Genomic DNA, 23,840 nt, shown 5'->3' with positions numbered 1-23,840 from the left:
GCCGCTTATCGCTCTACGCAATGCAAATGACGTTTTTATACCGTTTTCGATTTTATTTCAGAAAAATGGCATATAAATGCATAAATTTAATTTTACTCTATTAACTTAGTAGCACAATACCATCTAGAATATATATGACTTACCCGATAATAGAAGAAGACGGATTTAAATACATCGAAGCTGGAACAGGCGAGACACTGGTATTGCTACATGGCCTAATGGGCGAACTAAGCAATTGGGAACTGGTTATCGAACAGTTTAAAGATCGCTATCGTGTAATTATTCCAATTTTACCCATTTACGATTTGCCTATTTTAACATTGGGCGTAAAAGCATTGTCGAGATATCTTCATCGCTTTTTAAAATATAAAAATTTAAACCAGGTGGTGCTTGTAGGCAACTCGCTTGGTGGCCATGTAGGTTTAGTATTTACAGTTGCCCATCAGGAGTTTGTTAAAGCCCTGGTACTTACCGGTAGCTCTGGTTTATATGAAAATGCTTTTGGAGGATCTTTCCCACGCAGAGAGAGTTACGATTACATTAAAGAAAAAGTAGAATTTACTTTTTACGATCCGGCAACGGCAACCAAAGAACTCGTTGATGATGTTTTTAAAACCGTGAACGACAGATCGAGGGTGATCAGGATTTTAACCATGGCAAAATCGGCCATCCGCCACAACATGGCTAAAGAGTTATCAAAAATAACCATACCAGTTTCTTTGATATGGGGTAAAAACGATAAGGTTACACCACCAGAAGTGGCAGAGGAATTTCATGAGTTGTTGCCGAATTCGGAATTAAACTGGGTTGATAAATGTGGACATGCGCCGATGATGGAGCATCCACAAATATTTAATGCATTTTTAGAGAAATTTTTAGATAGAATATTGTTAAAATAAATGTTTGCAGCAGAAATCATATCAGATGCAATCCCATCGTTAAGGACCGCTGACACGGTGCAAAAAGCTTTAGATCGTATGAACGATTTTAAACTAAAGCATTTGCCGGTTGTTAACGAGGTCACCTTATTGGGTTTGGTTTCTGAAGATGATTTGCTAAGTATTGATAATCACGATACCCTTTTAAGCGATAGCGCGGTAAACATGCTAAATGTTTTCGTGTTGAGCAATGTACATACTTATGATGTAATCAGGTTATTGAGTCAGCTAAAACTGACAGCTGTTCCTGTTTTAGATCAACAGAAAAATTATGTGGGTTTAATTTCGATCAATAACATGGTTAATGCTGTGGCCGAACAATATGCCGTAAATGAACCTGGCGGAATCATCGTGTTAGAGATTAGTAACCGCGATAATTCGCTCGCACATATTGCACAAATTGTTGAAGCCGATAATGCACAGGTACTCTCTTCTTATGTAAATTCTTTCGAAGATTCTACACGTTTAGAAGTAACGCTCAAAGTAAACAAAACAGAAATTACTTCATTGGTAGCCTCTTTCGAAAGATATGATTATCTGGTTAAAGAGGTATACAATAACACCCAGATTGATGATGGATCGCAGGAGCGTTACGATTCTTTCATGAACTATTTAAATGTATAAACCTGCTTTATGAGGATTGCAATTTACGGCAGAGATTTTAATGATACGGTCTTGCCCTATGTACAAGAGGTTTTTAATCATTTAGCCGAACATCATATTCAGCCGGTTTTATATTCTAAATTTAAAACATCGCTTCATGGTAAAATTAAATTACCGGCAAATACCGTTATTTTTCATAATCATACCGAATTAAAGGAGCTTGCCGATGTATTGCTGAGTTTAGGCGGAGACGGAACCTTACTCGATACCTTATCATTAATCCGCAATTCGGGCATACCGGTAATCGGGATCAATTTTGGTCGCCTCGGTTTCCTGGCCAGTATCAATAAAAACGAAATCGCATCGGCACTTAAAGCCCTGATCAATAAAGAATATACCTTAGATTCGCGTTCACTTTTAACTTTAGAATCTGATAATGGTTTATTTGGCGAAGAAAATTTTGCACTAAACGATATTACCATTCACCGTCGCGATAATTCGGCAATGATGATTATCCATGCGTCAATGAACGATGAATTTATCAACTCTTATTGGGCCGACGGATTAATTATTGCTACCCCAACGGGTTCTACGGCATACTCATTAAGCTGCGGTGGCCCGATTATTTATCCCGATTCTGAGAATTTTGTAATTACCCCTATTGCACCTCATAACCTAAACGTGCGACCAGTGATTTTGCCCGATGACAATAAACTCTCTTTTGAGGTAGAAGCCAGGGAATCTAAATTTTTGGTTTCGTGCGATAGCCGAACCGTAACTGTAGAACGATCAGTAAAAATTAGCATAAAAAAGGCAGATTTTTGCGTAAATCTTATCCGCCTTAACAATGAAACTTACTTAAACACGTTAAGGAATAAATTATTATGGGGCATTGATACCCGTAACTACTAAGTATGACGCCAGCCAAACCTCTGTTAATTCTCCTCTTATTTATCTTTAGCGGGCAAATTGTTCGTGCGCAGGAAGGTACATGGGAAGTTGGGCTAATGGGTGGGGGAGCAGGTTACATGGGCGACCTCAATCAGAACAATCCTTTACAAATCAGCAGTTTTTCGGGCGGCGCTTATGTAAAGCGTAACTTTAACCAATATGTAGGCGTTCGCTTAAATTATACCTACGGACAGATCAAGGCAGATGATGCCAACTCCAGTAATGAACAATTTCGCGAAAGAAACCTGCGTTTTAAAACATCGTTAAACGAATTTAGCGGCCTGGTCGATTTTAATTTTTTCAATTTTAATCTTGGTGGAGGAAACAGGCAGTTTACCCCATATCTTTTTGTTGGGGCTGGTTTGGTTATTTTTAAACCTACCGTAAAAGTTGACGATGAAAAATACCGGTTAGACCGATTAGCCACCGAAGGCCAGGAAAATGGATATAAAAATGCGGTTTTAACTATTCCGTACGGCTTGGGGCTTAGGTATAATTACAAAGATACCTGGAGCGTTTTTACCGAATTGGGCTATAGAACACCTTCTACAGATTATATTGATGATGTGAGCGGCCGCTATCCGGTTAGCCAGGTGATTGTTGGAAATGGCCAGAATCAGGTTAATTTATCTGATCCTTCGCGCAACCAAATCGGACAGCCTGGTACCCAAAGAGGCGATTTTCGAAAAAGGGACACTTATCTATTTGTTAGTGTTGGCATATCTTTTACCTTTGTATCCTCAAAATGCTATTCCTTTTAAGCTGATTTTGACATAATTAATGGGATTTAAAGAACAAATAGACAATAGCCGCCTGCCAAAGCACATTGCCGTAATCATGGATGGTAATGGAAGATGGGCAAAAGGCCAGGGTAAAGTGCGGGTTTTCGGACATGAACAAGGTGTACTTTCTGTAAAAGACATTGTAGAAGGTTGTGTTGAGGTGGGTATTGAGTACCTCACTTTATATGCTTTTTCTACTGAAAACTGGAACAGACCCAAAGAAGAAGTAGATGCTTTGATGCAGATTCTGATTTCGACCATCAACAAAGAAACCGAAACACTTAATAAAAACAATATTAAGCTAAATGCCATTGGCAATATTTCATCTTTACCCCAGGAGTGTATTGATGATTTAAAAGAAGCCATGGAGAAAACGGCCCATAACGAAAAATGTACGTTAACACTGGCCTTAAGTTATAGTGCCAAGTGGGAGATTTTAGAGGCCGCCAAAAAAATTGCATCAGCTGTAAAAGACAATACCATTTCGTTGGATGATATTAACGAAGACCTGTTTTCATCAAAACTAACAACAGTAAATATACCCGATCCTGAACTCATGATCAGGACCAGTGGCGAACACCGGATCAGCAATTATCTGCTTTGGCAAATGGCTTATACCGAGTTTTATTTTACGGATGTTTTATGGCCGGATTTCAGACGTGAAGATCTTTTCGAGGCTATTGTAGACTATCAAAAACGCGAACGCCGTTTTGGCAAAATTAGCGAGCAATTAAACTAATTTTTCTTTTAACACTTTTTAACAAGCGTTTAAACTAACTTAGCACCACTTTTATACGATAAATGAAACCATAATAAGGGAACAACATAAAGACATTTTGCTTTATAAAATATCGTTACCTTTTGGCCATTACTGAACAAATAATTTTAATGAAAAGAATATTTCAAGTTTTAATCCTACTAGTTTTAGCCGCTCCGGCCTTCGCTCAAGTACGTCCACAAGGTCAGGCACCGGTAACCCCCTCTTTAAAGGTTGGTGGCTTAGATCTCGATTATTTTAGTCCAAAAGAATATATCATTGGTGGTACCACGGTAACCGGAACCCAATATTTAGATAAAGAAGTATTAATTACTTTATCTAAATTAACCAAAGGCGATAAAATCGTTCTTCCCGGCGAGGCAACTTCTGATGCCATTAAAACATTGTGGGCACAGGGCTTGTTTGATGATGTTAAACTTAACATCGAAAAATTTGTTCAGGATTCTGTTTATTTTGAAATTGAAGTAGTTGAACGCCCGCGTTTAAGTTCTATCGATTTAAAAGGTATTCGTAAATCTGAAAAAACGGCCATTCAGGAAAAGCTAAATGATAAAACAGGTAAAATCGTAAACGATAACCTGTACAACACGACCTCAGCTATTGTTAAAAAATACTTATTGGATAAGGGCTTTTTCTTTACCCAGATCGATTACAAAACACGTAAAGATCCGAATGCAGAAAACAGTGTGGTATTAGAAGCCAATATTGATAAAGGTCACCGTGTTAAAGTACAGCATATCGATTTTACCGGAAACAAAGATTTTAAATCGGCAAAACTTAGAAAATACCTTAAAAACCCTAAACAATTTGCCTGGTGGCGCTTTTGGGGCTCTGGAAAATTCGCAAAAGAGAAATACGAAGAGAACAAGGTAAAAATGATAGCCAAAATGCACGAGAAAGGTTATCGTGATGCGGAATTATTAAAGGATACCATTTACCAGTACAACAAGAAAAAGGTGAACATCAGAATGGACCTTTACGAAGGTAAAAAGTATTATTTTGGTAATATTACCTGGGCAGGTAATGCCATTTATCCGGATAGTATTTTGCAAAAAGTATTAACCATCGAAAAAGGTGATGTTTTTAGCGAAGAAAAATTAAATAAAAAATTAAACGGTGGTGGCGAAAACGGTGGCGACATTAACAGTATGTATACCGATAATGGCTATTTAACTTTTAATATCGATCCGGTACAGACCAAAATTTATGGCGATACGGTTGATGTGGAATTACGCATGTACGAAGGTCCGCAGTATACCAACAACCGCATTACTTTAAAAGGTAACACCATCACAAACGATAAGGTTGTTTTACGTGAGATCCGTACTAAACCAGGACAGAAATTTAACAAAAGTGATTTAATCCGTACCATTCGCGAAATTGGTCAGTTGGGTAACTTCGACGAGTCTAAAACGGTTCCTACGCCTCGCCCTAACCCGGCAGATGGTACAGTAGATATTGAATATGCCGTAGAAGAGAAACCTTCAGATCAGATTGAGTTATCAGGTGGTTTTGGTGGTGGCCGTATCATTGGTACATTAGGTTTAACCTTTAATAACTTCTCGTTACGTAACTTATTTAATTTAAAAGCTTACAAACCTTTACCAAAAGGTGATGGACAAAAACTAAGCTTACGTGGGCAAACAAATGGTAAATTCTATCAATCATATAGTTTCTCATTCTCGCAACCTTGGTTTGGTGGCGAGAAACCAGTAAGTTTTGGTGTAAGTGCGTTTACTTCATTACAATCTAATGGATTAAGTAGTGGAGATGTTCAGTTTCAAAAAATACGTTTAAATGGTGTAACCGTTAGTTTAGGTAGAAGATTAAACTGGCCAGATAACTATTTCCAGTTAAGCCATGCCGTTAACCTGCAACAATATATCTTAAATAACTATTCAGGATATTTATTTAGCACGGGTACTTCTTATAACTTAAACTTATCACAAGAGATTAGCCGCGATTCAAGAGATTCGCCAATCTTCCCTAAATCAGGATCGTTCTTACGTTTCACTATTCAGGCAACGCCACCATATTCACTATTTAACAAGGTGAATTATGCAACTGCATCTGATAAAGAAAAATACCGTTTTACAGAATATCATAAATGGAAATTCGATTCACAATGGTATCAGCGTGTGGTAGGTAACCTGGTAATTAAAGCGCAAGCACAGTTTGGTTTCTTGGGTCAATACAATAAAGCAGTTGGCCAATCAGCATTCGAGCGTTTCAAACTAGGTGGTGATGGTATGCAGGGATTCGATTTCTTACAAGGATCTGAGTTAATTGCGATGCGTGGTTATTCTAATAATACAGTAATTCCGGTAGGTTCTGATCCAAATGTGGCGCAACAATCTGGTAGCCCGATTTACACTAAATATGTATTAGAGGCACGTTACCCGGTTATTGCAAGTCAGCAAGCTACAGCCTTCGTTCTGGCCTTTGCTGAAGGTGGTAACACCTGGAACAGGTTTAGTGATTTTAACCCTTTCAATATTAGAAGATCAGTGGGTGTGGGTGCCAGAATATTCTTACCTATATTTGGTTTGTTAGGTATTGATTATGGATACGGATTTGATGCTATCCCTGGATTACCAGATGCGAACAAAGGTCAGTTCCATTTTAGTATCGCACAACAATTAGGTGGATTTTAATTGATAAAGAACAAAAATTTAACTAATTATGCAATAAATCATTGCAATAGGAGTTTAAAGAAAGCTTAGGTTATTAACTGTATCATTAACACACACACAAATGAAAAAGTATCTTTTTATCGCATTCCTGCTTTGCACTTCTTTTGGTGCCTTTGCACAGAAGTTTGCTTATGTAGACACGGAGTATATTTTGAAGCATTTACCAGAATATAAATCGGCATTAAGTCAGTTAGATGTTGCCTCTAAACAATGGCAGCAACAAGTGGATCAGAATTTTTCTGAAATCGACAGAATGTATAAGGCCTATCAGGCCGATCAGGTTTTGTTAACCGATGATATGCGCAAGCGCCGTGAAAATGAAATTATCGAAAAAGAAAAACAGGCTAAAGAATTTCAACGTTCTAAGTTTGGACCTGATGGCGATCTTTTTCAAAGCAGGGCAAAATTGATTAAACCTATTCAGGATAAAGTAGCCGAGGCGATTAAACAGATTGCAAAATCTAAATATTTAGACTTCATTTTCGACAAGAGCAGTGAAGCAACAATGATGATTTATGCAAGCAGCAGTTACGATGTGAGTAATGACGTAATTGTAAAATTAGGTTATAAACCAGGGACTGTAAATAATTAGTATATTCGCCCCTGATTTTTGAAGAAAAACAATTAGAAAAAAATAAAAAAGTAAAATAAAACGATGAGAAAGTTAATTAACGTATTCTTTGTAGCAGCAGGGTTATTGTTTACAGCGAATATGGCAAGTGCACAACAAAAATTGGGTCACATTAATTCTGAGGAGGTATTTGCAAATTTACCAGAGGCTAAAACAGCTCAAACCACTTTAGAAACCTTAGGTAAACAAAAGCAGGCAGATATTGATGCAATGATCAAAGAATATCAAAGTAAAATGACTGCTGCAGATGCTAAGCAAAAATCTTTAAGTGAAGCTAACAAAGAAGTAGTGGGTAAAGAATTACAAGCGTTGAGTCAGGAATTACAGGATTTGGAAAAACGCATTACTGATGCACGTACTAAAGCTTCACAGGACCTAGGTACAAAACAAGGTGAATTGTTTCAGCCTATTCAAACTAAAGTAGCAACTGCAATTTCTGCTGTAGCTAAAGAAAAAGGTTTAGCTTACGTTTTCGATATCGCAAACGGACAAGGTGGTAACAATTTAGTATTCTGGGAAGGTGGTGACGATATCACTGCTGCAGTTAAATCTAAATTAGGTATTTCAGCAACTGCTGCAAAACCAGCTGCTCCTAAGAAATAGTCTTTTGTCAGTCCCCAGTCTTGAGTCCTAAGTCTCAAGTCAGGAAATATGATATTGCGGAATTAAGTTGAACTTAGTTCCGCTTTTTTGTTGGAAGATAAATCGTCTTCTCGACCGGAACGCAGTGAAGTGGAGAGATCTACCTCGGGATAGATTTTGCTTTGCAGAGCCTTCGGGTTCTCGACTTCGTTGTACTCCGCTCGAAATGACGGCAAATTAGAAATTGAAATACAGATACTTTATTGAGTAAAACATTTCAACCTTCCAACTAAGTTTTCTAATATTTCCAACTATCTTTACAATTTTTCAACAGCACCCATGCAAAACTCTTCGCCCATAGGTATTTTCGATTCAGGTTACGGTGGATTAACGGTGTTCCGTTCTATTGCCGATAAATTACCCGATTATAATTATATCTATTTAGGCGATAATGCCCGTTCGCCCTATGGCGATCATTCTTTTGATACCATTTATAAATATACTTTAGAGTGCGTAGAATGGCTTTTTGCAAAAGGGTGCCATTTGGTCATCCTGGCCTGCAACACCGCTTCAGCAAAAGCGCTTAGAACGATCCAGCAAATCGATCTTCCGGCTAAATACCCAGATAGGAGGGTGCTGGGCGTTATAAGGCCCACTGCAGAAGTGATAGACGCGTATACCAGCACTAAACAGGTTGGTGTAATGGGAACCAGGGGAACAGTTAATTCTCAATCCTATCTATTAGAGATCAATAAGTTTTTTCCCAGGATCAAAGTTTATCAGCAAAGTTGCCCGATGTGGGTGCCGCTGATCGAAAACAATGAACACCTGCAACCAGGAGCAGATTTTTTTATCAATGAATATTGTGATCAGTTATTGAGCCAGTCAAAAGACATCGATTGTGTATTATTGGCCTGTACCCATTATCCATTGTTGATGCCCAGGCTGAAAAAAGTATTTCCTGATCACATCAACGTTTTAACGCAGGGCGAGATCGTTGCCAATAGTTTGATCGATTATTTAGAAAGACATCCAGAGATCGAACAAAAACTAGCCAAACAGGGCGAAAGGCATTTCTATACCAGTGGCGATCCTTTGGCTTTTGATGAACATGCCTCGATATTCTTTGGAGAACCATTGAAATCGAGTAAAATGTGAAGTTGGTTAATTGGTTAACCGTTTAAATCGGTTAATGATTAACTGCCAATTGTAAACTGCTAACTGGAAATTGTGAATTTTACACTAACTATGCAAATTATTTAGAAAGATTCTAATTAATAATACACGATTTTAAGTAGGTAAGGCAGATTGGAATACATTTAGCGTATCTGTCAGATTAAACTCATCATAATAAAAGAAAACATTTTTCTTTAGGTTGTAACAAGTTAAAAGGATAACTTTGCGGCTTCAAACCCACACAATGAGTGATCAGATAAAACACGAATGCGGAATCGCTTTTATTCGCCTGTTAAAACCACTTTCTTACTACCAGCAAAAGTACGGTACAGCACTTTACGGCCTTAACAAATTATACCTTTTAATGGAAAAACAGCATAACCGGGGCCAGGATGGCGCAGGTATTGCTACCATTAAGCTGGATATGAAACCGGGCAGTAGGTACATTAGCCGATACCGGAGTATGGCATCTAATGCGGTAGCTGATATCTTCGAATATGTGCAGAACAAATTTGTTGATATCCAAGAAAACACTCCTGAATTAATGCAGGATACAGAATGGCTCAAAAACAACGTAAGCTTTATCGGCGAGGTGTTAATGGGCCATTTGCGTTATGGTACGCATGGTAAAAACAGTATCGAAAATTGCCACCCTTTTTTAAGGCAAAACAACTGGATGACACGTAACCTGGTGATTGCGGGTAACTTTAACATGACGAATGTTGATGAGTTATTGGAGCAATTGTACGAGTTAGGTCAGCATCCAAAAGAAAAAGCAGATACCGTAACGGTATTGGAAAAAATCGGTCACTTTTTAGATGATGAAAACCAGGAGCTTTTCGATCAATATAAAAAGGAAGGGCATGATAACGTTGCCATTACGCACAAAATATCAGATAACTTAGATATTGCGAACATTCTTCGCCGCTCGGCCAAAACCTGGGATGGAGGTTATTCTATCTGTGGTATGGTGGGTAATGGCGATTCGTTTATTATGCGCGATCCGGCAGGTATCCGTCCGGCGTATTATTATTATGATGATGAGATTGTTGTAGCGGCTTCTGAAAGACCAGCTTTACAAACTGCATTTAATATCCAGTTCAAAGATGTTAAAGAGATCGATCCAGGTCATGCTTTAATTATCAAGAAAAACGGAGAGGTGAGCATGGAGCAATTCCGCGAGCCTACCGAAAGATTATCTTGCTCATTCGAACGCATTTATTTCTCAAAAGGAAGTGATGTAGAAATTTACCGCGAGCGTAAACAGTTAGGTCGTTTACTGAGTGATAAAATTCTTCAGGCGGTTAATTACGATTTAAAAAATACGGTATTCTCTTTTATTCCAAATACGGCAGAAGTTGCTTTCTTTGGAATGGTTGATGGTGTTCAGCAATATGTGCGCAGGCACCAGAAAGATATACTTTTACATAAAAAAGAAACGCTAACCGATCAGCAGCTCGAAGACCTGTTGTCTTTAGCACCACGTGTGGAGAAGCTTGCGGTTAAGGATGTAAAACTGAGAACATTTATTACTCAGGATGCAGACCGTAGCGAAATGGTGGCGCACGTTTATGATACTACTTATGGTATTATCAATAATCACCAGGATACTTTAGTTGCACTCGATGATTCTATTGTACGCGGTACTACGTTGAAGCAAAGTATCATTAAAATTGTTGACCGTTTACACCCTAAGAAAATTATTATTGTTTCTTCTGCACCTCAGATTCGTTACCCTGATTGTTATGGTATTGATATGAGCAGGATGGGGCAGTTTGTTGCTTTCGATGCGGCTATTCAGTTGTTAACGGAGCGTGGCATGTGGCAGGTAATTGAAGATGTTTATACCAAATGTAAAGCTTCGTTACTTTTACCTAAAGAGGAAATTGTAAACCACGTTAAGGATATTTACAAACCATTTACGCCTGAAGAAATTTCGGCTAAAATTGCACAGATTATTACTCCAAAAGGTACGGTTGCTGAAGTTGAAGTAATTTACCAAAGTTTAGAGAACTTGCACGAAGCTTGTCCGAAAAACAAAGGAGACTGGTATTTCTCAGGTAATTATCCAACTCCTGGTGGAAACAAAGTGGTAAATAAAGCTTTTGTTAATTGGAAAGAAGGAAACAATCAAAGGGCTTATTAGGCCCCTAAATCCCCTAAAGGGGAATGAATAGAAAATAGCCCATATTTATATGGGCTATTTTTTTGTGCTTATTTTTTGCCCCGGACAACACTATAGAAGTGCCCTTCGACTCCCCATTGACAGATTCCAAAAGGAAGATCGTCATTGCGAGGAGGAACGACAGCCTGTCCCGACCTTTCGGGGAAGCAATCTTTCATGCTGGTGATCCTTGTCATAAAGATTGCTTTATCGGTTAAAAAAGCCTTCTCACAATGACGATACTTCTGAGATTGATGGAGTTGCTACTGTTTTTTCCCACCTAAACCTAACATTCGCGGAAAGCCCGGAGCCCGATCCTTTACCGATGAATCGGCACTAAATTAGAATCGGGTGAGGACTTGAAGCATTGGCAGGACTAACAATAATAGTTGTACTGCACCTGCTTTTCAAAAAATAAAAAACTGTTTTGGTCTTTGCTCAGGGTGACAATCGTGGGGGTTTGTTTTACCACTAAGACACAAATTGCTTTGGGTAAACTATATTTTTGACCACCTAAGCCACCTGAGTGCAACTAAGCAGGAGGAAGAGGGGTGTTAGGCGTAGAACTTCAGGTAAGTTTTAACAATGAGCCAAATGGCAAAGAAGATGATGACTACACCTGCGATTTTATTTAGTTTTTTAAGTGCATCTTCCTTTATTTTATAACGGAGTTTACTCGAATAGAAACTTTTTGCACCATCAATACTCAATTGGGTAGCCATGGCGATAAAAAAGCAGACTAATTTTTCGTTCAGCATGTTGTTCAGCTTAACCGAGATTATTCCGCTTACAATAATCCAGAACATTAAGGTAGATGGCGTAAGGATACACATTAAAAATCCTTTTATGACGTAACCCCGCTTGCTTACTTTTTGTAAAGTCGAGCTATTGTAATGCACGGTTATTTTAGAAACCAGGTAATATATACCTACGGCTAACAAAAACAGGCCCCCAATAGTGCCTACATATTTATCAAATTCTGCTTTATAATCGAAAAACTGGCTGCCAAAAAGAACCAGGCCAATTAGGACCACATCACTAATGATTACGCCAACAGCTAAAGAAAACCCAGCTTTGAAGCCCCTCTCTATGCTGGTTTTGATCATTGCAAAAAATACCGGCCCTGTTAAAAACGACGAAATAATCCCTGCTCCTATACCTAGTAATATGGCTTCAAACATGCATTGTATTGTTTATAATATGCGAATATGCAATTTTATACCTAAACATATAACATTTATTTTTGTTGCACAGGTTGCATAAAATTTGCGGGTTTTCATTTTTTTTATTTATGTTTAGAGCCACTAAAACAATTTACCAAATAACAAACGATGACAAAAGACACAACTAAAAATTATGGTACAGCGCTATATACAATTATAACTGTATTCTTTTTTTGGGGATTCGTTGCCGCTTCAAATGGCATCTTTATTCCTTTTTGTAAAACTCATTTTAAATTAACTCAATTCGAATCTCAATTAATAGATTTTACCTTTTATGGCGGGTATTTTATAGGATCATTAATCTTATATTTTGCTTCACAGGCCTCAAAAGTTGATATTTTAAACAAAATAGGATATAAAAAAGGAATTATTGCCGGCTTAATTATTTCTGCAGGTGGTGCCCTTCTAATGATTCCTGCAGTACATTCTGGTTCGTTTTTATTTATCCTATTTGCATTTTTTGTTATTGCTTTAGGCTTTTCGTTACAACAAACAGCTGCAAACCCATTTGTAGTGGCTTTAGGAGAGCCGGAAAGTGGTGCGCATCGCTTAAACCTGGCTGGCGGTATTAATAATTTTGGAGGTTTGATGGGCCCGGTTATCGTAAGTGTTGTTTTGTTTGGAACGGCAAACGATGCTGTTGCCAAGGTGGTGGAAATTTCTTCTATCAATAATTTGTACTATATTTTAGCTGGACTATTTTTAGGCGTTGCAATATTCTTTGGTGTATCCAAGCTTCCTGATGTGACAAGTACAGAAAAAATTGAAGCAAGTAGCAAACCTACAGGACCATTGGTTGTAATGATTTTAGGTTTCTTGATGGTTGCAGCTGCGAGTCCTCTAGCAAACTTGACAGGAATTAGCGCATCTATCTTTGTTTACTCTTCATTTGTAATCATTCTAGGTGCATTATTATTCGGTTACTTCGTAAAAAAGGAAAATGCTGCTAGTTGGGGTGCAATGCAATACCCTCAATTGGTTTTGGGTATGTTAGCTATTTTTATGTATGTAGGTACAGAAGTAACTATTCAAAGTAATTTGGGCGCTTTACTTAAATTGCCAGATTTTGGAGGTTTAGCCGATGCGGATATCAAACCTTACATCTCTTTATACTGGGGTAGTATGATGATTGGTAGATGGGCAGGTGCGGTCAGTGCTTTCAATCTAACTAAAATGACCAAAAATGTTTTAACTGTTATTGTGCCTTTTGTGGCTTTCGGTATTATTTTAGGGGTTAACCACGCAACTGGTACGGATGTGGGTAATTTATATGTTTATGCACTGTGTATTGCTGTAATGATTTTAGCAGTTTTTATTGGTCAGGAAAAGCCCGCCAAAACATTGGCTATTTTTGGAACCTTAGGTGCTATAGCCATGATTATTGGTTTACTAACCACTGGTCATGTTGCCATCTTTGCTTTCGTTAGTGGTGGTTTATGTTGTTCTATCATGTGGCCATCAATATTCTCATTAGCCATTACCGGATTAGGGAAATATACTTCTCAGGGGTCTTCATTCTTAATTATGATGATCTTAGGAGGGTCGATCATTCCTCCAATTCAGGGAGAATTAGCTGATAGTGCTGGTATTCACAATTCTTATATCATTCCTGTTTTAGGGTTTGCTTATTTAATTTTCTTTGCATGGAAAGTGAGTGGCGAACTTAAGAAACAAGGTATTGACGTTGAAAATATTACTGCCGAAGGCGGACATTAATTTTTAATAAAGTATTTTTGCAGCCACAGGGATTAATTTTTCTGTGGCTTTTTTGATTTTGATAATGACAGACAAACCAAGTTTCGATTCGATATTTATGAACCTTGCCACCGATTTGGCAGCCCGTTCGCATTGCGTGCGTGCCCATGTAGGTGCAGTACTCACAAAAGATACCCGTATTATTTCTATTGGTTATAATGGTCCGCCAGCCGGTACGCATAACTGTGATGAGGAATGGCCAGAACATGGCTGTGCACGTGATAGTAAGGGAAGTTGCTCTTTGGCCTTACATGCTGAGGAAAATGCGATCCTGTATGCTTCTAAAAATGGATCGAAGATAGAAGGCTGTACCTTATACACCACCTTATCGCCTTGTATTGCCTGTGCCCGTTTGATTCTGTCGTCGGGAATTAAATTGGTGTATTATTCTAAATCGTATGCGGCTTATAAAGGTTTGCCTAGCGACGAGGGGGTAGATTTTTTACGGAAGTTTGGTGTTGAGGTCGTTTTGATTGAATCGTAGAGGTTCATTGGTTCCTTCGTCATTGGTTCATTGGTGACTGCAAATCGCATATCAGCAAACGAAGTTTAAATCTAAAAACATAAGTCAATTTCAACTTGACAACTTGACAAGTTTTGTCTATATTTGATTATAAAACTTTTAGTTATGAAAACAATGTCAGTTGGAGAATTTAAAGCTCACTTTTCTGAGGTGCTTGAAGATGTTAAAGCGGGTATTGGTATTGCCGTAACTTATGGTAGAAAAAAAGAGGTTATTGGCTACTTTCTTCCCGAATCGGGTAAAAGTAAAACTAAAAGGAAATTGGGCCCCCTGGAAGGTAAGGCTCAGGTGATTTTTAATGACGATTTTGCAATGACAGATGAAGAGCTGCTAGGGCTATGATTTACTTGTTAGATACACATGTGTTTTTGTGGACAATAATTGATCCGAAAAGGCTTTCAGATAAGGCAACTTCTGTAATTGAAAATAACGAAAATGAAATTTTTATTAGCGCCATTAGTCTGTGGGAAATATCGCTTAAATATGCACTGGGTAAACTCAATCTCATTGGTTTAGAACCTAATGAATTGATGAGGCAGGCAAAAGATGTGGGTTTTGACTTAATGCCCGTTTCGCCCGAATTAGCAGCAAGTCATTATAAGCTAAATGCTACCTGGCATAAAGATCCTTTTGACAGGATGTTGATATGGCAAGCTATTCAAAAAGATATAACCTTAATCAGCAAAGACGAAAACATTAATAAATACCAATCGGCAGGTTTAAAGGTGGTTTGGTAATTATAGTTCATTTGTGATGAGTTCATAGGTAACGACCAATTACATAGAAATGAATTATTTAATCGGTTAATTGACTTCGGACTCCGGACTACCGACTCCGGACTGTAATACGGTTAATCGACTCCAAACGCCTTGCGCTAAACGCTTATCGCCATGCCCTCGGCTCAAAACTCTCCGCACACTACTAAAAATCTCAAATCTCCGGCTTTAAATCTCATATCTAATTGGTACCTTTGCGGATGCAAGAAAAAATCATTATCGTCGATTTTGGTTCGCAATTTACACAACTCATCGCTCGTAGGGTTCGCGAACTAAATATTTACTGTGAAATATATCCATATAACAATCTTCCTGAGGTTACGCCTGATGTAAAAGGTGTTATTTTTTCGGGTAGTCCTTACTCTGTCCGTCAGGAAGATGCACCTCAAATCGATTTATCGAAATACCATTTAAAATATCCATTATTGGCTGTTTGTTATGGTGCACAATATATTGCCCAACATTCGGGTGGTGCCGTTCAGCCATCTTCCACACGCGAATATGGCCGCGCTAATTTGAATTTTGTAAACCAAGAGAATAAATTATTTAAAGGAATCAACATCGATTCGCAAGTTTGGATGAGTCATGGCGATACCATTACCGATATTCCTGAAAACTTTGAATTGATTGCCAGTACCGATAGCGTAAAAGTGGCCGCTTATCACATTAAAGATTCTGATACTTACGCCATCCAGTTCCACCCTGAAGTAACGCACAGTATTGATGGAAAAATCCTTTTAGAAAACTTCCTGGTTGATATTTGCGGATGCAGCCAGGACTGGACTTCTGCTGCTTTTGTTGAAACCACCATTGCTGATATTAAAGCCACCGTAGGTAACGATAAAGTTGTTCTGGCCCTTTCAGGCGGTGTTGATAGTAGTGTTGCTGCAGTGCTTTTGCATAAAGCCATTGGCACAAACCTTCACTGTATTTTTGTTGATAATGGTTTATTGCGTAAAAACGAATATGAAAGTGTTTTAGAGCAATACAAAGATTTCGGACTAAACATTAAAGGCGTTGATGCAAAGGATAAATTCTTAAGTCAGCTGGCTGGTGTAGAAGATCCGGAAACCAAACGTAAAATTATTGGCCGCGTGTTTATCGAAGTTTTCGATGAAGAATCTCATCTTATTCAAGATGTAAAGTGGTTGGCACAAGGTACAATTTACCCTGATATTATCGAATCCGTTTCGGTTAAAGGTCCATCGGCAACCATTAAATCGCACCACAATGTGGGTGGTTTGCCAGATTTTATGAAACTTAAAGTAGTAGAGCCACTTAAAACTTTGTTTAAAGATGAAGTAAGAAGAGTGGGTACCACTTTAGGATTAGAATCGTTTATTTTAGGTCGTCACCCATTCCCTGGGCCAGGTTTAGGTATCCGCATTATCGGAGAGGTTACCCCTGAAAAAGTTGCTATCTTACAGGATGCCGATAAAATTTATATCGATAACCTTAAGGAAGCAGGCCTTTACGATAAAGTATGGCAGGCAGGTGCGATCTTTTTACCAGTAAGATCTGTTGGGGTAATGGGCGATGAACGTACTTACGAAAATGTAATTGCCTTAAGAGCGGTTGAATCGCTTGATGGGATGACTGCTGATTGGTGTCATTTACCTTATCCGGTATTGGCTAAAATTTCTAACGAAATCATCAATAAAGTTAAAGGAATCAATAGAGTGGTATATGATATCAGTTCTAAACCACCTGCAACTATTGAGTGGGAATAGTTTAGTTCGGAGTCCTGAGTCTTTAGTCAGGAGTCGATATACAAATAATATGATTATGCTAGCAAGGTGGAATAAACTTTGCTAGCATATTTTGTTAAAAATGATAGGTATGAATTTCAGGAAGGTTTATTGGTTGCCAGTTTTGTTTACATTGATTTTGGGTGCTTGTTCGCCTAAAATTAGAACACCTAAACCCGAAACGAGTAAACCGGTTGAAAAAGAGAAACCGGCAGAGAAAAAGCCGATCAAAAAGTTTTCGCAGGCCAGTGTATCATTGCTTGTTCCCTTTAAATTGGATGAGCTGAACTTAAAAACAGCTACAAAAGCCGATATTGAGAAATATGCCATGCCTATCGATTTTTATCAGGGCTTTAAACTGGGATTGGATTCTGCTGCCACTCAGGGTTTAAATTTTAAACTCAACGTTTTTGATACCCAGGATGATAATGCACACATCTCTGTCTTATATAAAAATGAACGTTTTAAACAAAGCAATTTAATTATTGGACCGGTTTTTCCAGATGGACTAAAATTTATCTCCAATTATGCCAAGGAAAATAATGCCGTTATTGTATCGCCTTTGGCTGCTTCCGAACCGGCTGAGTTTAATAACCCAAATCTGATCTCTGTTGTAAATAATATTGGTTTGCATGGAAAAAAGATTGCTACATACATCGCTAAAAACTATAATCCTGCCAATACGATAGTGGTGCTGATTAATCCTAAGAAAACAGAAGACGAGCAATTTGCTGTACCAATCAGGAGCTATTTTCAAGCCAATACCAAGTTTGTGGTACAGGAGTATGCTTCAGCTTATGCTTTTGAAACGAGAATGATCAAAGGTAAAGAATATGTGGTGGTGCTTACCTCCTCCGACAGGACTTTTGTATTGCCAACCGTAGAAAAATTGTATAAACTAAAACATCTTCCTACGGGTGGTTATGGCATTAATCTATTCGGTCATCCTAACTGGGTAAAACAGAACTACCCGACGGATAAACTACAAGACCTAAATACCATTATCAGCTCTTCTTATAAAATAGATTATAAAAGCAGCGCGGTTATTGCCTTTATTAAAAAATACCGCTACAGATACGGATTTGAACCTGGTGAATATGCATTTAAGGGATTTGATGTTGGCTACTACTTTGGTAAGTTATTAAGTAATTACGGAGAGGATTATAGAGAATACCTGGTAAAAGATAAATATAAAGGCCTTCATAATAACTTTTCATTTATCCATGATGAAAAATTAGGCTATATTAACACCAGTTTAATGTTGCTGAAGTTTAAAAACTTTGCGTTAAACCTAGTTGAGTAATTCTATCATTTTTTCTTCCATTTTAATTATTGCATGAGAGCAGATCATCAGTTAAGAGCCTTTGAACAGATTTTAAATAATTATGATGGAAGTTTGCCCTTGCATCGTTTTCTGCCCGGCTATTTTAAGCAACATAAGCAAATGGGTTCATCCGATAGGAGGTGGGCTACACGACATATTTATAGCTTTTTTAGGTTAGGTAAAACTTTACCGGCACTTCCATTGGAAGAACGTTTGAGCATTGCCGATTTCCTGTGCCACGATACGCTCAGTCTTGTTGTAGAGAAAAATCTCCCTGATCTGGTGGAAAGTATTGTTTTGCCTTTAGCGGAGAAATTAAACCTGATTAAAGCCAAATACCCTGACTTTGATATAAAAGAGGTATATCCTTTTCATGCAGCGCTTTCTGGCGATATTGATAAAGAGGCGTTTTTTGCTTCGTTTTTTAAACAGCCAGATTTGTTTATCAGGGTAGCGGCCGAAGAATCTGCAGCTATTGTGGCAACATTAGCAGATGAAAACATAACGGTTAAAGCCATTTCTGAAACTGCTTTGGCCTTACCCAATGGAACCAAGCTCGAAACCATTTTAAAGGAAGGCAGTTATCAGGTTCAGGATTTATCATCGCAACATACAGGCAATTATTTTAAACCGAACAAATGGGATAAATGGTGGGATTGCTGTGCGGCATCCGGAGGAAAGACATTGCTGTTGCATAGTTTCGAGCCTGTGATCGAGCTTTTGGTCTCTGACCTGAGAGAAAGTGTACTCTTAAACTTAGATGAACGTTTCCGTTTAGCCGGGATCAAAAAATACCATAAAAAAGAAATCGATCTTTTGCAGAATAACGACCAGATATTGCATCACTATGCCTTTGACGGAATCATTCTGGATGCCCCTTGTACGGGTTCTGGAACATGGGGAAGAACACCCGAAATGCTCACGTTTTTCGAGGAAAGGAAAATTAATCAGTTTGCTACCATTCAAAAAGGTATTGTACAAAACATTGTAAAATATTTAAAGCCAGGTAAACCCCTGATTTATATCACTTGCTCAGCTTTTGAAGCCGAAAATGAGGCCGTTGTTCAGCATATGCTTGATCAGCTGCCATTGGAGCTGGAAAAGATGGAGTTAATAAAGGGTTATGAAAATAACGCTGATACCATGTTTGTGGCGAGGTTGATCAAGAAAAGCCAGGATTAGCCAGGATTAGAGGATTTAGGATCGGGGTGTTTAAACTAAGTTCGATTAATTTTTCTTCGAAATACCGTCATTTCGAGCGAAGTGCAACGCAGTCGAGAAATCTAAGGCTCAGCGAAGCTAAATCTAACCCGATAGATCTCTCCATTTCGCTGCGCTTCAGTCGAGATGACGACCCACGCTACGTATGTTCAAACCAGGATTTGAAATTCTTTTTGAAGTATTTTACCGCTTCGATTAAAACGGCTATGGCTCCAATAATTAAGGTATATTCTTCAAAGCTGTTCATTATATTGAGCTTTATTGTTAGATGAATATACGCAATTATTGTTACAAATTGATTGAAGCATTGTCATTTAACAGCGTGATCGTCATTACAGCTAATGTAAAAAACGAAGCTACATCTTCCATTTTCCATCTCATCTCCTCCATCCTTAAAGCCCCGTATTATTCCTGAACAATTTAATCGCGATAGCCAATAAAATTACGCCAAAGGCTTTGCGTAAGATATTTAAGCCTGATTTTCCGAAAAGTTTTTCCAGCCTGTTGGTGTTTTTCAATACAAAGTAAACAAACAACATATTGAGTATAATGCCCACTAAGATATTCTGGGTATGGTATTCTGTTTTTAAGGAGAGTAAAGTGGTCATTGTACCCGCTCCTGCAATTAAAGGAAAGGCCAATGGAACAATAGATACGGTTTCAGGCGCTTCTTCCTTGAAAATGGTTAATCCCAGTACCATTTCCATCGCAATAAAAAAGATCACAAATGAACCCGCAATGGCGAAAGATTCTACATCTAGTCCGATTACTTTTAACAGCGACTCCCCAACAAACAAAAAGAGGATCATTAAACCTGCAGCCACAAGGGATGCTTTTTCTGATTCGATATGCCCGGCTTTTCTGCGTAGCTCGATCACAACTGGAATGGCTCCCAAAATATCGATAATAGCAAAGAGCACCATCGTTGTAGACAGGATCTGGCTTAAGTTGAACGTCATAAAATCGAATTTCATAGCGGGACAATTTTAAGCAAAGGTAGCGGAATTTGTATCAATTCCTCAATTGTGCAATTATTTATTAGAAATAGAATTGTGTTCTTAAGGTGAGTACATTGTCTTTTCTATCAGTGGTGTAGCCCTGAATTTGGGTCGATTCATTTTTAATGATATCGTAATAAAGCACCGCTTTAAAATGTGGGTTAAAGTGATGTAGGAAACCAAAGCCAAAAGTATCAAAACGGACATCGGCCGGAGAAAGTCCCTGGGCGCTGGATATATCAAGTCCTTTTACCTTTGAATTCGGGTCATACCAGTCGTATTTTAAAATCAGCTGATTGTCGGTACTATTTAAGGTTTGTACAAAGGTAAGATAGGCACCATTAAAGGTACGGGTATAATATGGTAGCGCTATTGATTTACTATCAACAGGATAGGAGCCCGGTGTAGTTGATGTGGTTGAAGTGCCTGTTTGCAAACCTGATACCACTTCTGCCCTTAACTCCGATTTCCAGCTCTTCGTTTTGGTAGCAAGCTGGATATCGGCACCATAATACCTCCGTGGGGCAACCTTATTGATCGTTGAAGTTGACGAATCCTTAACCATTTTCCATTGATCGTTGATTCTATCCATTTTATAACTTACGGGCAAACGGTGATTTAAGCCACCCTGTAAAGTACTGATGCCACCAGCTATAGTAAAGTTTTTAAAGGCATAGGTTTTGTGGCTTAACCTGAAGATAAAATCTTTACTGTTATCAAATTCTCCGCTACCGGCTAGTCCCTGTCCGTTGTAAATACCAAAATCGAAAACAAAATTTTTCAATCTGGCGTTTTTCCACCGTGGATTTAAAGTAAAGGTAACTCCCAGATCACGTTCTGTTTTCATTAAAATCTGCGACATCCGGCCACGCTCTGGCGCTTCCCTTACTGAAGAAGATAATTGCAATTCATTCCCAAACGGGCGTCCTGAAAGCCCTAAAGTTACTGCCAGTATTTTCCATTTATTCTCATAGTAACGTCCCCAGAAATCCCGAATGGCTACGCCCTGTTCTGTTCCGTCAAACTGAAGCACAAAATAGGTAGAAGGACTTCCATCATCGGTTAACATCATATAATCTGCTCTTAAACGCCCTCTTCTTAACCTAAACCGATTATTGGTATACTCGCCAAAGTTACCACCCTGATATTCTGCCTGAGTGCCGTTCGATTGCGCCAATTGAAACTGTGGTTGTAAATAGCCACTAAAAGATAAGGATCCATATTTCTTCGAAATAATGAGCAAATGGTTTACCGTGGTAGAATCCATTACATCATTAATTGTTCTTTGAGCATATCCTGTAGCGGAAATGAATAGTAAAACAATGGTTAAGGAGAAATAAACGCTTTTAATTTTGGCAGAATTGCGGCACATGTTATCAATTTTTTGCAAAGGTAGCTTTATTAACAATTATTTAACATAAAAAAGCCCCGACTTTTGGCCGGGGCTTTTATTTTTTTGAAAATATAACTTATTTAACGTCTTTCAAATGTGAATTCTTTTTACTGTATCCGAAGTAAATGATAAATCCTAGTGCTAACCAGCCAAATAACCTTAACCAGTTTGTCCAGCCTAAACCAAGGATCATTAAACCACAGGCAACAACACCCAAAATTGGAATTAAAGGTACCCAAGGTGTTTTAAACTGACGAGGAAGATCCGGATCAGTTTTTCTTAAGATAATTACCGCCACACAAACCAGCATAAATGCAAATAACGTACCGATACTGGTCATATCACCAACAACGTCACCAGGGATAAATGCAGCAAATAAACCTACAATAATCAGGATCACTAAGTTTGCTTTATAAGGTGTTTTAAATTTCGGGTGTAAATCACTGAACATTTTAGGCAATAAACCATCTTTACTCATTGAATAAAATACACGGCTTTGGCCCAATAACATTACCAGAATTACAGAAGAGAAACCTGCTAGAATAGCTACGGTTACTAATTTAGATAACCATGAATATCCGGTCATGTATTCGCTGATTGCAGCTACTACAGATGCTTCACCACCTTTGGTTCTGAAAAACTCAACTGGTGCAATTCCTGTTAAAACGTGTGCGAATAAGATATATAATACCGTACAAACGGCTAATGATCCTAAAATACCAATTGGCATTGCAGTTTTAGGGTTTTTAGTTTCCTGAGCGGCAGTACTTACGGCATCAAAACCGATAAAGGCGAAGAACACCGTTCCGGCAGCGCCAATAACACCCCAGAAACCTCCAAAGCTATGGCTAATACCTGCATGATCTACATAAGTTGTAGCAGCTGGAATATATGGATGGTGATTAGATTCGTTTATAAAACCCCATCCTAAAACAATAATTAAGATCACGATACCCACTTTGGTAATTACGATTAAACCGTTTACAAAAGCAGATTCTGATGTTCCTTTAATTAAAAGTAAACTTAACAAACCTACAATAAACAAAGCAGGAAGGTTCATGATTCCATTTACGGTACCATCAGGATGCGATTGGAAAGGTGAGTGGCACCACTCGTAGGGTATGGGTGAGGTATGTAATACTTCGACCAGTAGTTTATTCAAATATTCACTCCAGGCAATACCTACAGTAGCAGCACCAACAGCATATTCTAACACCAAATCCCAGCCAATAACCCAGGCCATTAACTCGCCCATGGTGGCATAAGTATAAGTATATGCACTACCAGAGATTGGAATAGAAGAAGAGAGCTCAGCGTAACATAAGCCTGCCAAAGCACAGCCTATTGCCGCTATTATAAAACCGATTGTAACTGATGGACCAGCATTTTGAGCGGCTGCAGCAGCCGTACGAACAAATAGTCCGGCACCAATAATAGCCCCAACACCTAATGCAACTAATGCACCTGCACTAAGTGTGCGCTTTAAGCCTTTGCCTGAATCACCTGCTTCTTCAAGCAATAGATGCATTGGCTTTTTAGTAAATAAACCCATATTATAGTTTTTGTTTAGATTAATTCAGC

General features: G+C 38.4%; 21 protein-coding genes. 17 read left to right on the top strand and 4 right to left on the bottom strand.

Features of this window, described 5'->3' with window-relative positions; translation table 11 throughout:
* Window positions 1-134 precede the first annotated feature (134 nt).
* From AC07YT_RS12075 to AC07YT_RS12030, 10 genes are all read left to right on the top strand, one after another.
* Complete coding sequence (locus AC07YT_RS12075; RefSeq protein ID WP_086547445.1) at window positions 135-899, top strand: alpha/beta fold hydrolase; 765 nt, start codon at window positions 135-137, stop codon at window positions 897-899.
* Entirely contained in the window at window positions 900-1,562 is a 663-nt protein-coding gene (locus AC07YT_RS12070; protein ID WP_086547444.1) for a CBS domain-containing protein, read from the top strand.
* Between the two features lie 9 nt (window positions 1,563-1,571).
* Window positions 1,572-2,453 (top strand): NAD kinase, encoded by an 882-nt coding sequence (locus AC07YT_RS12065; protein ID WP_086547443.1) that lies wholly within the window; start codon window positions 1,572-1,574, stop codon window positions 2,451-2,453.
* A 2-nt stretch (window positions 2,454-2,455) separates the two neighbouring features.
* Window positions 2,456-3,253 (top strand): type IX secretion system protein PorG, encoded by a 798-nt coding sequence (gene porG / locus AC07YT_RS12060; RefSeq protein ID WP_086547442.1) that lies wholly within the window; start codon window positions 2,456-2,458, stop codon window positions 3,251-3,253.
* 19 nt (window positions 3,254-3,272) lie between these two features.
* Window positions 3,273-4,013, top strand: a complete 741-nt coding sequence (uppS, locus tag AC07YT_RS12055) for an undecaprenyl pyrophosphate synthase (RefSeq protein ID WP_086547441.1) — start codon at window positions 3,273-3,275, stop codon at window positions 4,011-4,013.
* Window positions 4,014-4,162: 149 nt separating this feature from the next.
* Window positions 4,163-6,706: an outer membrane protein assembly factor BamA gene (bamA, locus tag AC07YT_RS12050; protein WP_086547440.1), complete on the top strand. Its 2,544-nt coding sequence runs from the start codon at window positions 4,163-4,165 to the stop codon at window positions 6,704-6,706.
* Between the two features lie 100 nt (window positions 6,707-6,806).
* Window positions 6,807-7,337 carry an OmpH/Skp family outer membrane protein gene (locus AC07YT_RS12045; protein WP_086547439.1) on the top strand — a complete coding sequence of 177 codons (531 nt, stop codon included), beginning with the start codon at window positions 6,807-6,809 and terminating at the stop codon, window positions 7,335-7,337.
* A gap of 63 nt (window positions 7,338-7,400) precedes the next feature.
* A complete protein-coding gene (locus tag AC07YT_RS12040) occupies window positions 7,401-7,979 on the top strand; it encodes an OmpH/Skp family outer membrane protein (protein ID WP_086547438.1) in 579 nt (192 codons plus the stop codon).
* Between the two features lie 318 nt (window positions 7,980-8,297).
* A complete protein-coding gene (murI, locus tag AC07YT_RS12035; RefSeq protein ID WP_086547437.1) occupies window positions 8,298-9,116 on the top strand; it encodes a glutamate racemase in 819 nt (272 codons plus the stop codon).
* Window positions 9,117-9,378: 262 nt separating this feature from the next.
* The gene (locus AC07YT_RS12030) at window positions 9,379-11,280 is read left to right on the top strand and encodes an amidophosphoribosyltransferase (protein ID WP_086547436.1); all 1,902 of its coding nucleotides are present in this window, start codon (window positions 9,379-9,381) and stop codon (window positions 11,278-11,280) included.
* 572 nt (window positions 11,281-11,852) lie between these two features.
* Here AC07YT_RS12030 and AC07YT_RS12025 read toward each other — a convergent pair.
* Window positions 11,853-12,479, bottom strand: a complete 627-nt coding sequence (locus tag AC07YT_RS12025) for a LysE family translocator (RefSeq protein WP_086547435.1) — start codon at window positions 12,477-12,479, stop codon at window positions 11,853-11,855.
* Window positions 12,480-12,629: 150 nt separating this feature from the next.
* Here AC07YT_RS12025 and AC07YT_RS12020 point away from each other — a divergent pair, with 150 nt between their 5' ends.
* The 7 genes from AC07YT_RS12020 to AC07YT_RS11990 all read left to right on the top strand — a co-directional run bounded on the left by AC07YT_RS12020 (window position 12,630) and on the right by AC07YT_RS11990 (window position 19,829).
* Window positions 12,630-14,237 carry an MFS transporter gene (locus AC07YT_RS12020; RefSeq protein ID WP_086547434.1) on the top strand — a complete coding sequence of 536 codons (1,608 nt, stop codon included), beginning with the start codon at window positions 12,630-12,632 and terminating at the stop codon, window positions 14,235-14,237.
* Between the two features lie 64 nt (window positions 14,238-14,301).
* Complete coding sequence (locus tag AC07YT_RS12015; RefSeq protein WP_086547433.1) at window positions 14,302-14,760, top strand: deoxycytidylate deaminase; 459 nt, start codon at window positions 14,302-14,304, stop codon at window positions 14,758-14,760.
* 144 nt (window positions 14,761-14,904) lie between these two features.
* Window positions 14,905-15,141: a type II toxin-antitoxin system Phd/YefM family antitoxin gene (locus AC07YT_RS12010; RefSeq protein WP_478359596.1), complete on the top strand. Its 237-nt coding sequence runs from the start codon at window positions 14,905-14,907 to the stop codon at window positions 15,139-15,141.
* Window positions 15,138-15,536 (top strand): type II toxin-antitoxin system VapC family toxin, encoded by a 399-nt coding sequence (locus tag AC07YT_RS12005; protein WP_086547432.1) that lies wholly within the window; start codon window positions 15,138-15,140, stop codon window positions 15,534-15,536. Before AC07YT_RS12010 ends, AC07YT_RS12005 begins: the two co-directional genes overlap by 4 nt.
* A 239-nt stretch (window positions 15,537-15,775) precedes the next feature.
* Window positions 15,776-17,305 (top strand): glutamine-hydrolyzing GMP synthase, encoded by a 1,530-nt coding sequence (gene guaA, locus AC07YT_RS12000; RefSeq protein WP_086547431.1) that lies wholly within the window; start codon window positions 15,776-15,778, stop codon window positions 17,303-17,305.
* A gap of 109 nt (window positions 17,306-17,414) precedes the next feature.
* Window positions 17,415-18,626: an ABC transporter substrate-binding protein gene (locus AC07YT_RS11995; RefSeq protein WP_086547430.1), complete on the top strand. Its 1,212-nt coding sequence runs from the start codon at window positions 17,415-17,417 to the stop codon at window positions 18,624-18,626.
* A gap of 33 nt (window positions 18,627-18,659) precedes the next feature.
* Window positions 18,660-19,829, top strand: a complete 1,170-nt coding sequence (locus AC07YT_RS11990) for an RsmB/NOP family class I SAM-dependent RNA methyltransferase (RefSeq protein WP_086547429.1) — start codon at window positions 18,660-18,662, stop codon at window positions 19,827-19,829.
* Window positions 19,830-20,260: 431 nt separating this feature from the next.
* Here AC07YT_RS11990 and AC07YT_RS11985 read toward each other — a convergent pair whose 3' ends face one another.
* From AC07YT_RS11985 to AC07YT_RS11975, 3 genes are all read right to left on the bottom strand, one after another.
* On the bottom strand, window positions 20,261-20,827 hold the full coding sequence (locus AC07YT_RS11985; RefSeq protein WP_086549389.1) for a MarC family protein: 567 nt from the start codon (window positions 20,825-20,827) through the stop codon (window positions 20,261-20,263).
* A gap of 79 nt (window positions 20,828-20,906) precedes the next feature.
* Window positions 20,907-22,238, bottom strand: coding sequence for a putative porin (locus AC07YT_RS11980; RefSeq protein ID WP_086547428.1), 1,332 nt, complete (start codon window positions 22,236-22,238; stop codon window positions 20,907-20,909).
* 97 nt (window positions 22,239-22,335) lie between these two features.
* The gene (locus AC07YT_RS11975) at window positions 22,336-23,811 is read right to left on the bottom strand and encodes an amino acid permease (protein ID WP_086547427.1); all 1,476 of its coding nucleotides are present in this window, start codon (window positions 23,809-23,811) and stop codon (window positions 22,336-22,338) included.
* Window positions 23,812-23,840 lie beyond the last annotated feature (29 nt).

It is taken from the genome of Pedobacter sp. GW460-11-11-14-TSB4 (assembly GCF_059423705.1).
Note: the sequence above shows the minus strand (reverse complement) of the source record. Positions and strands in the feature narration are given on the sequence as shown.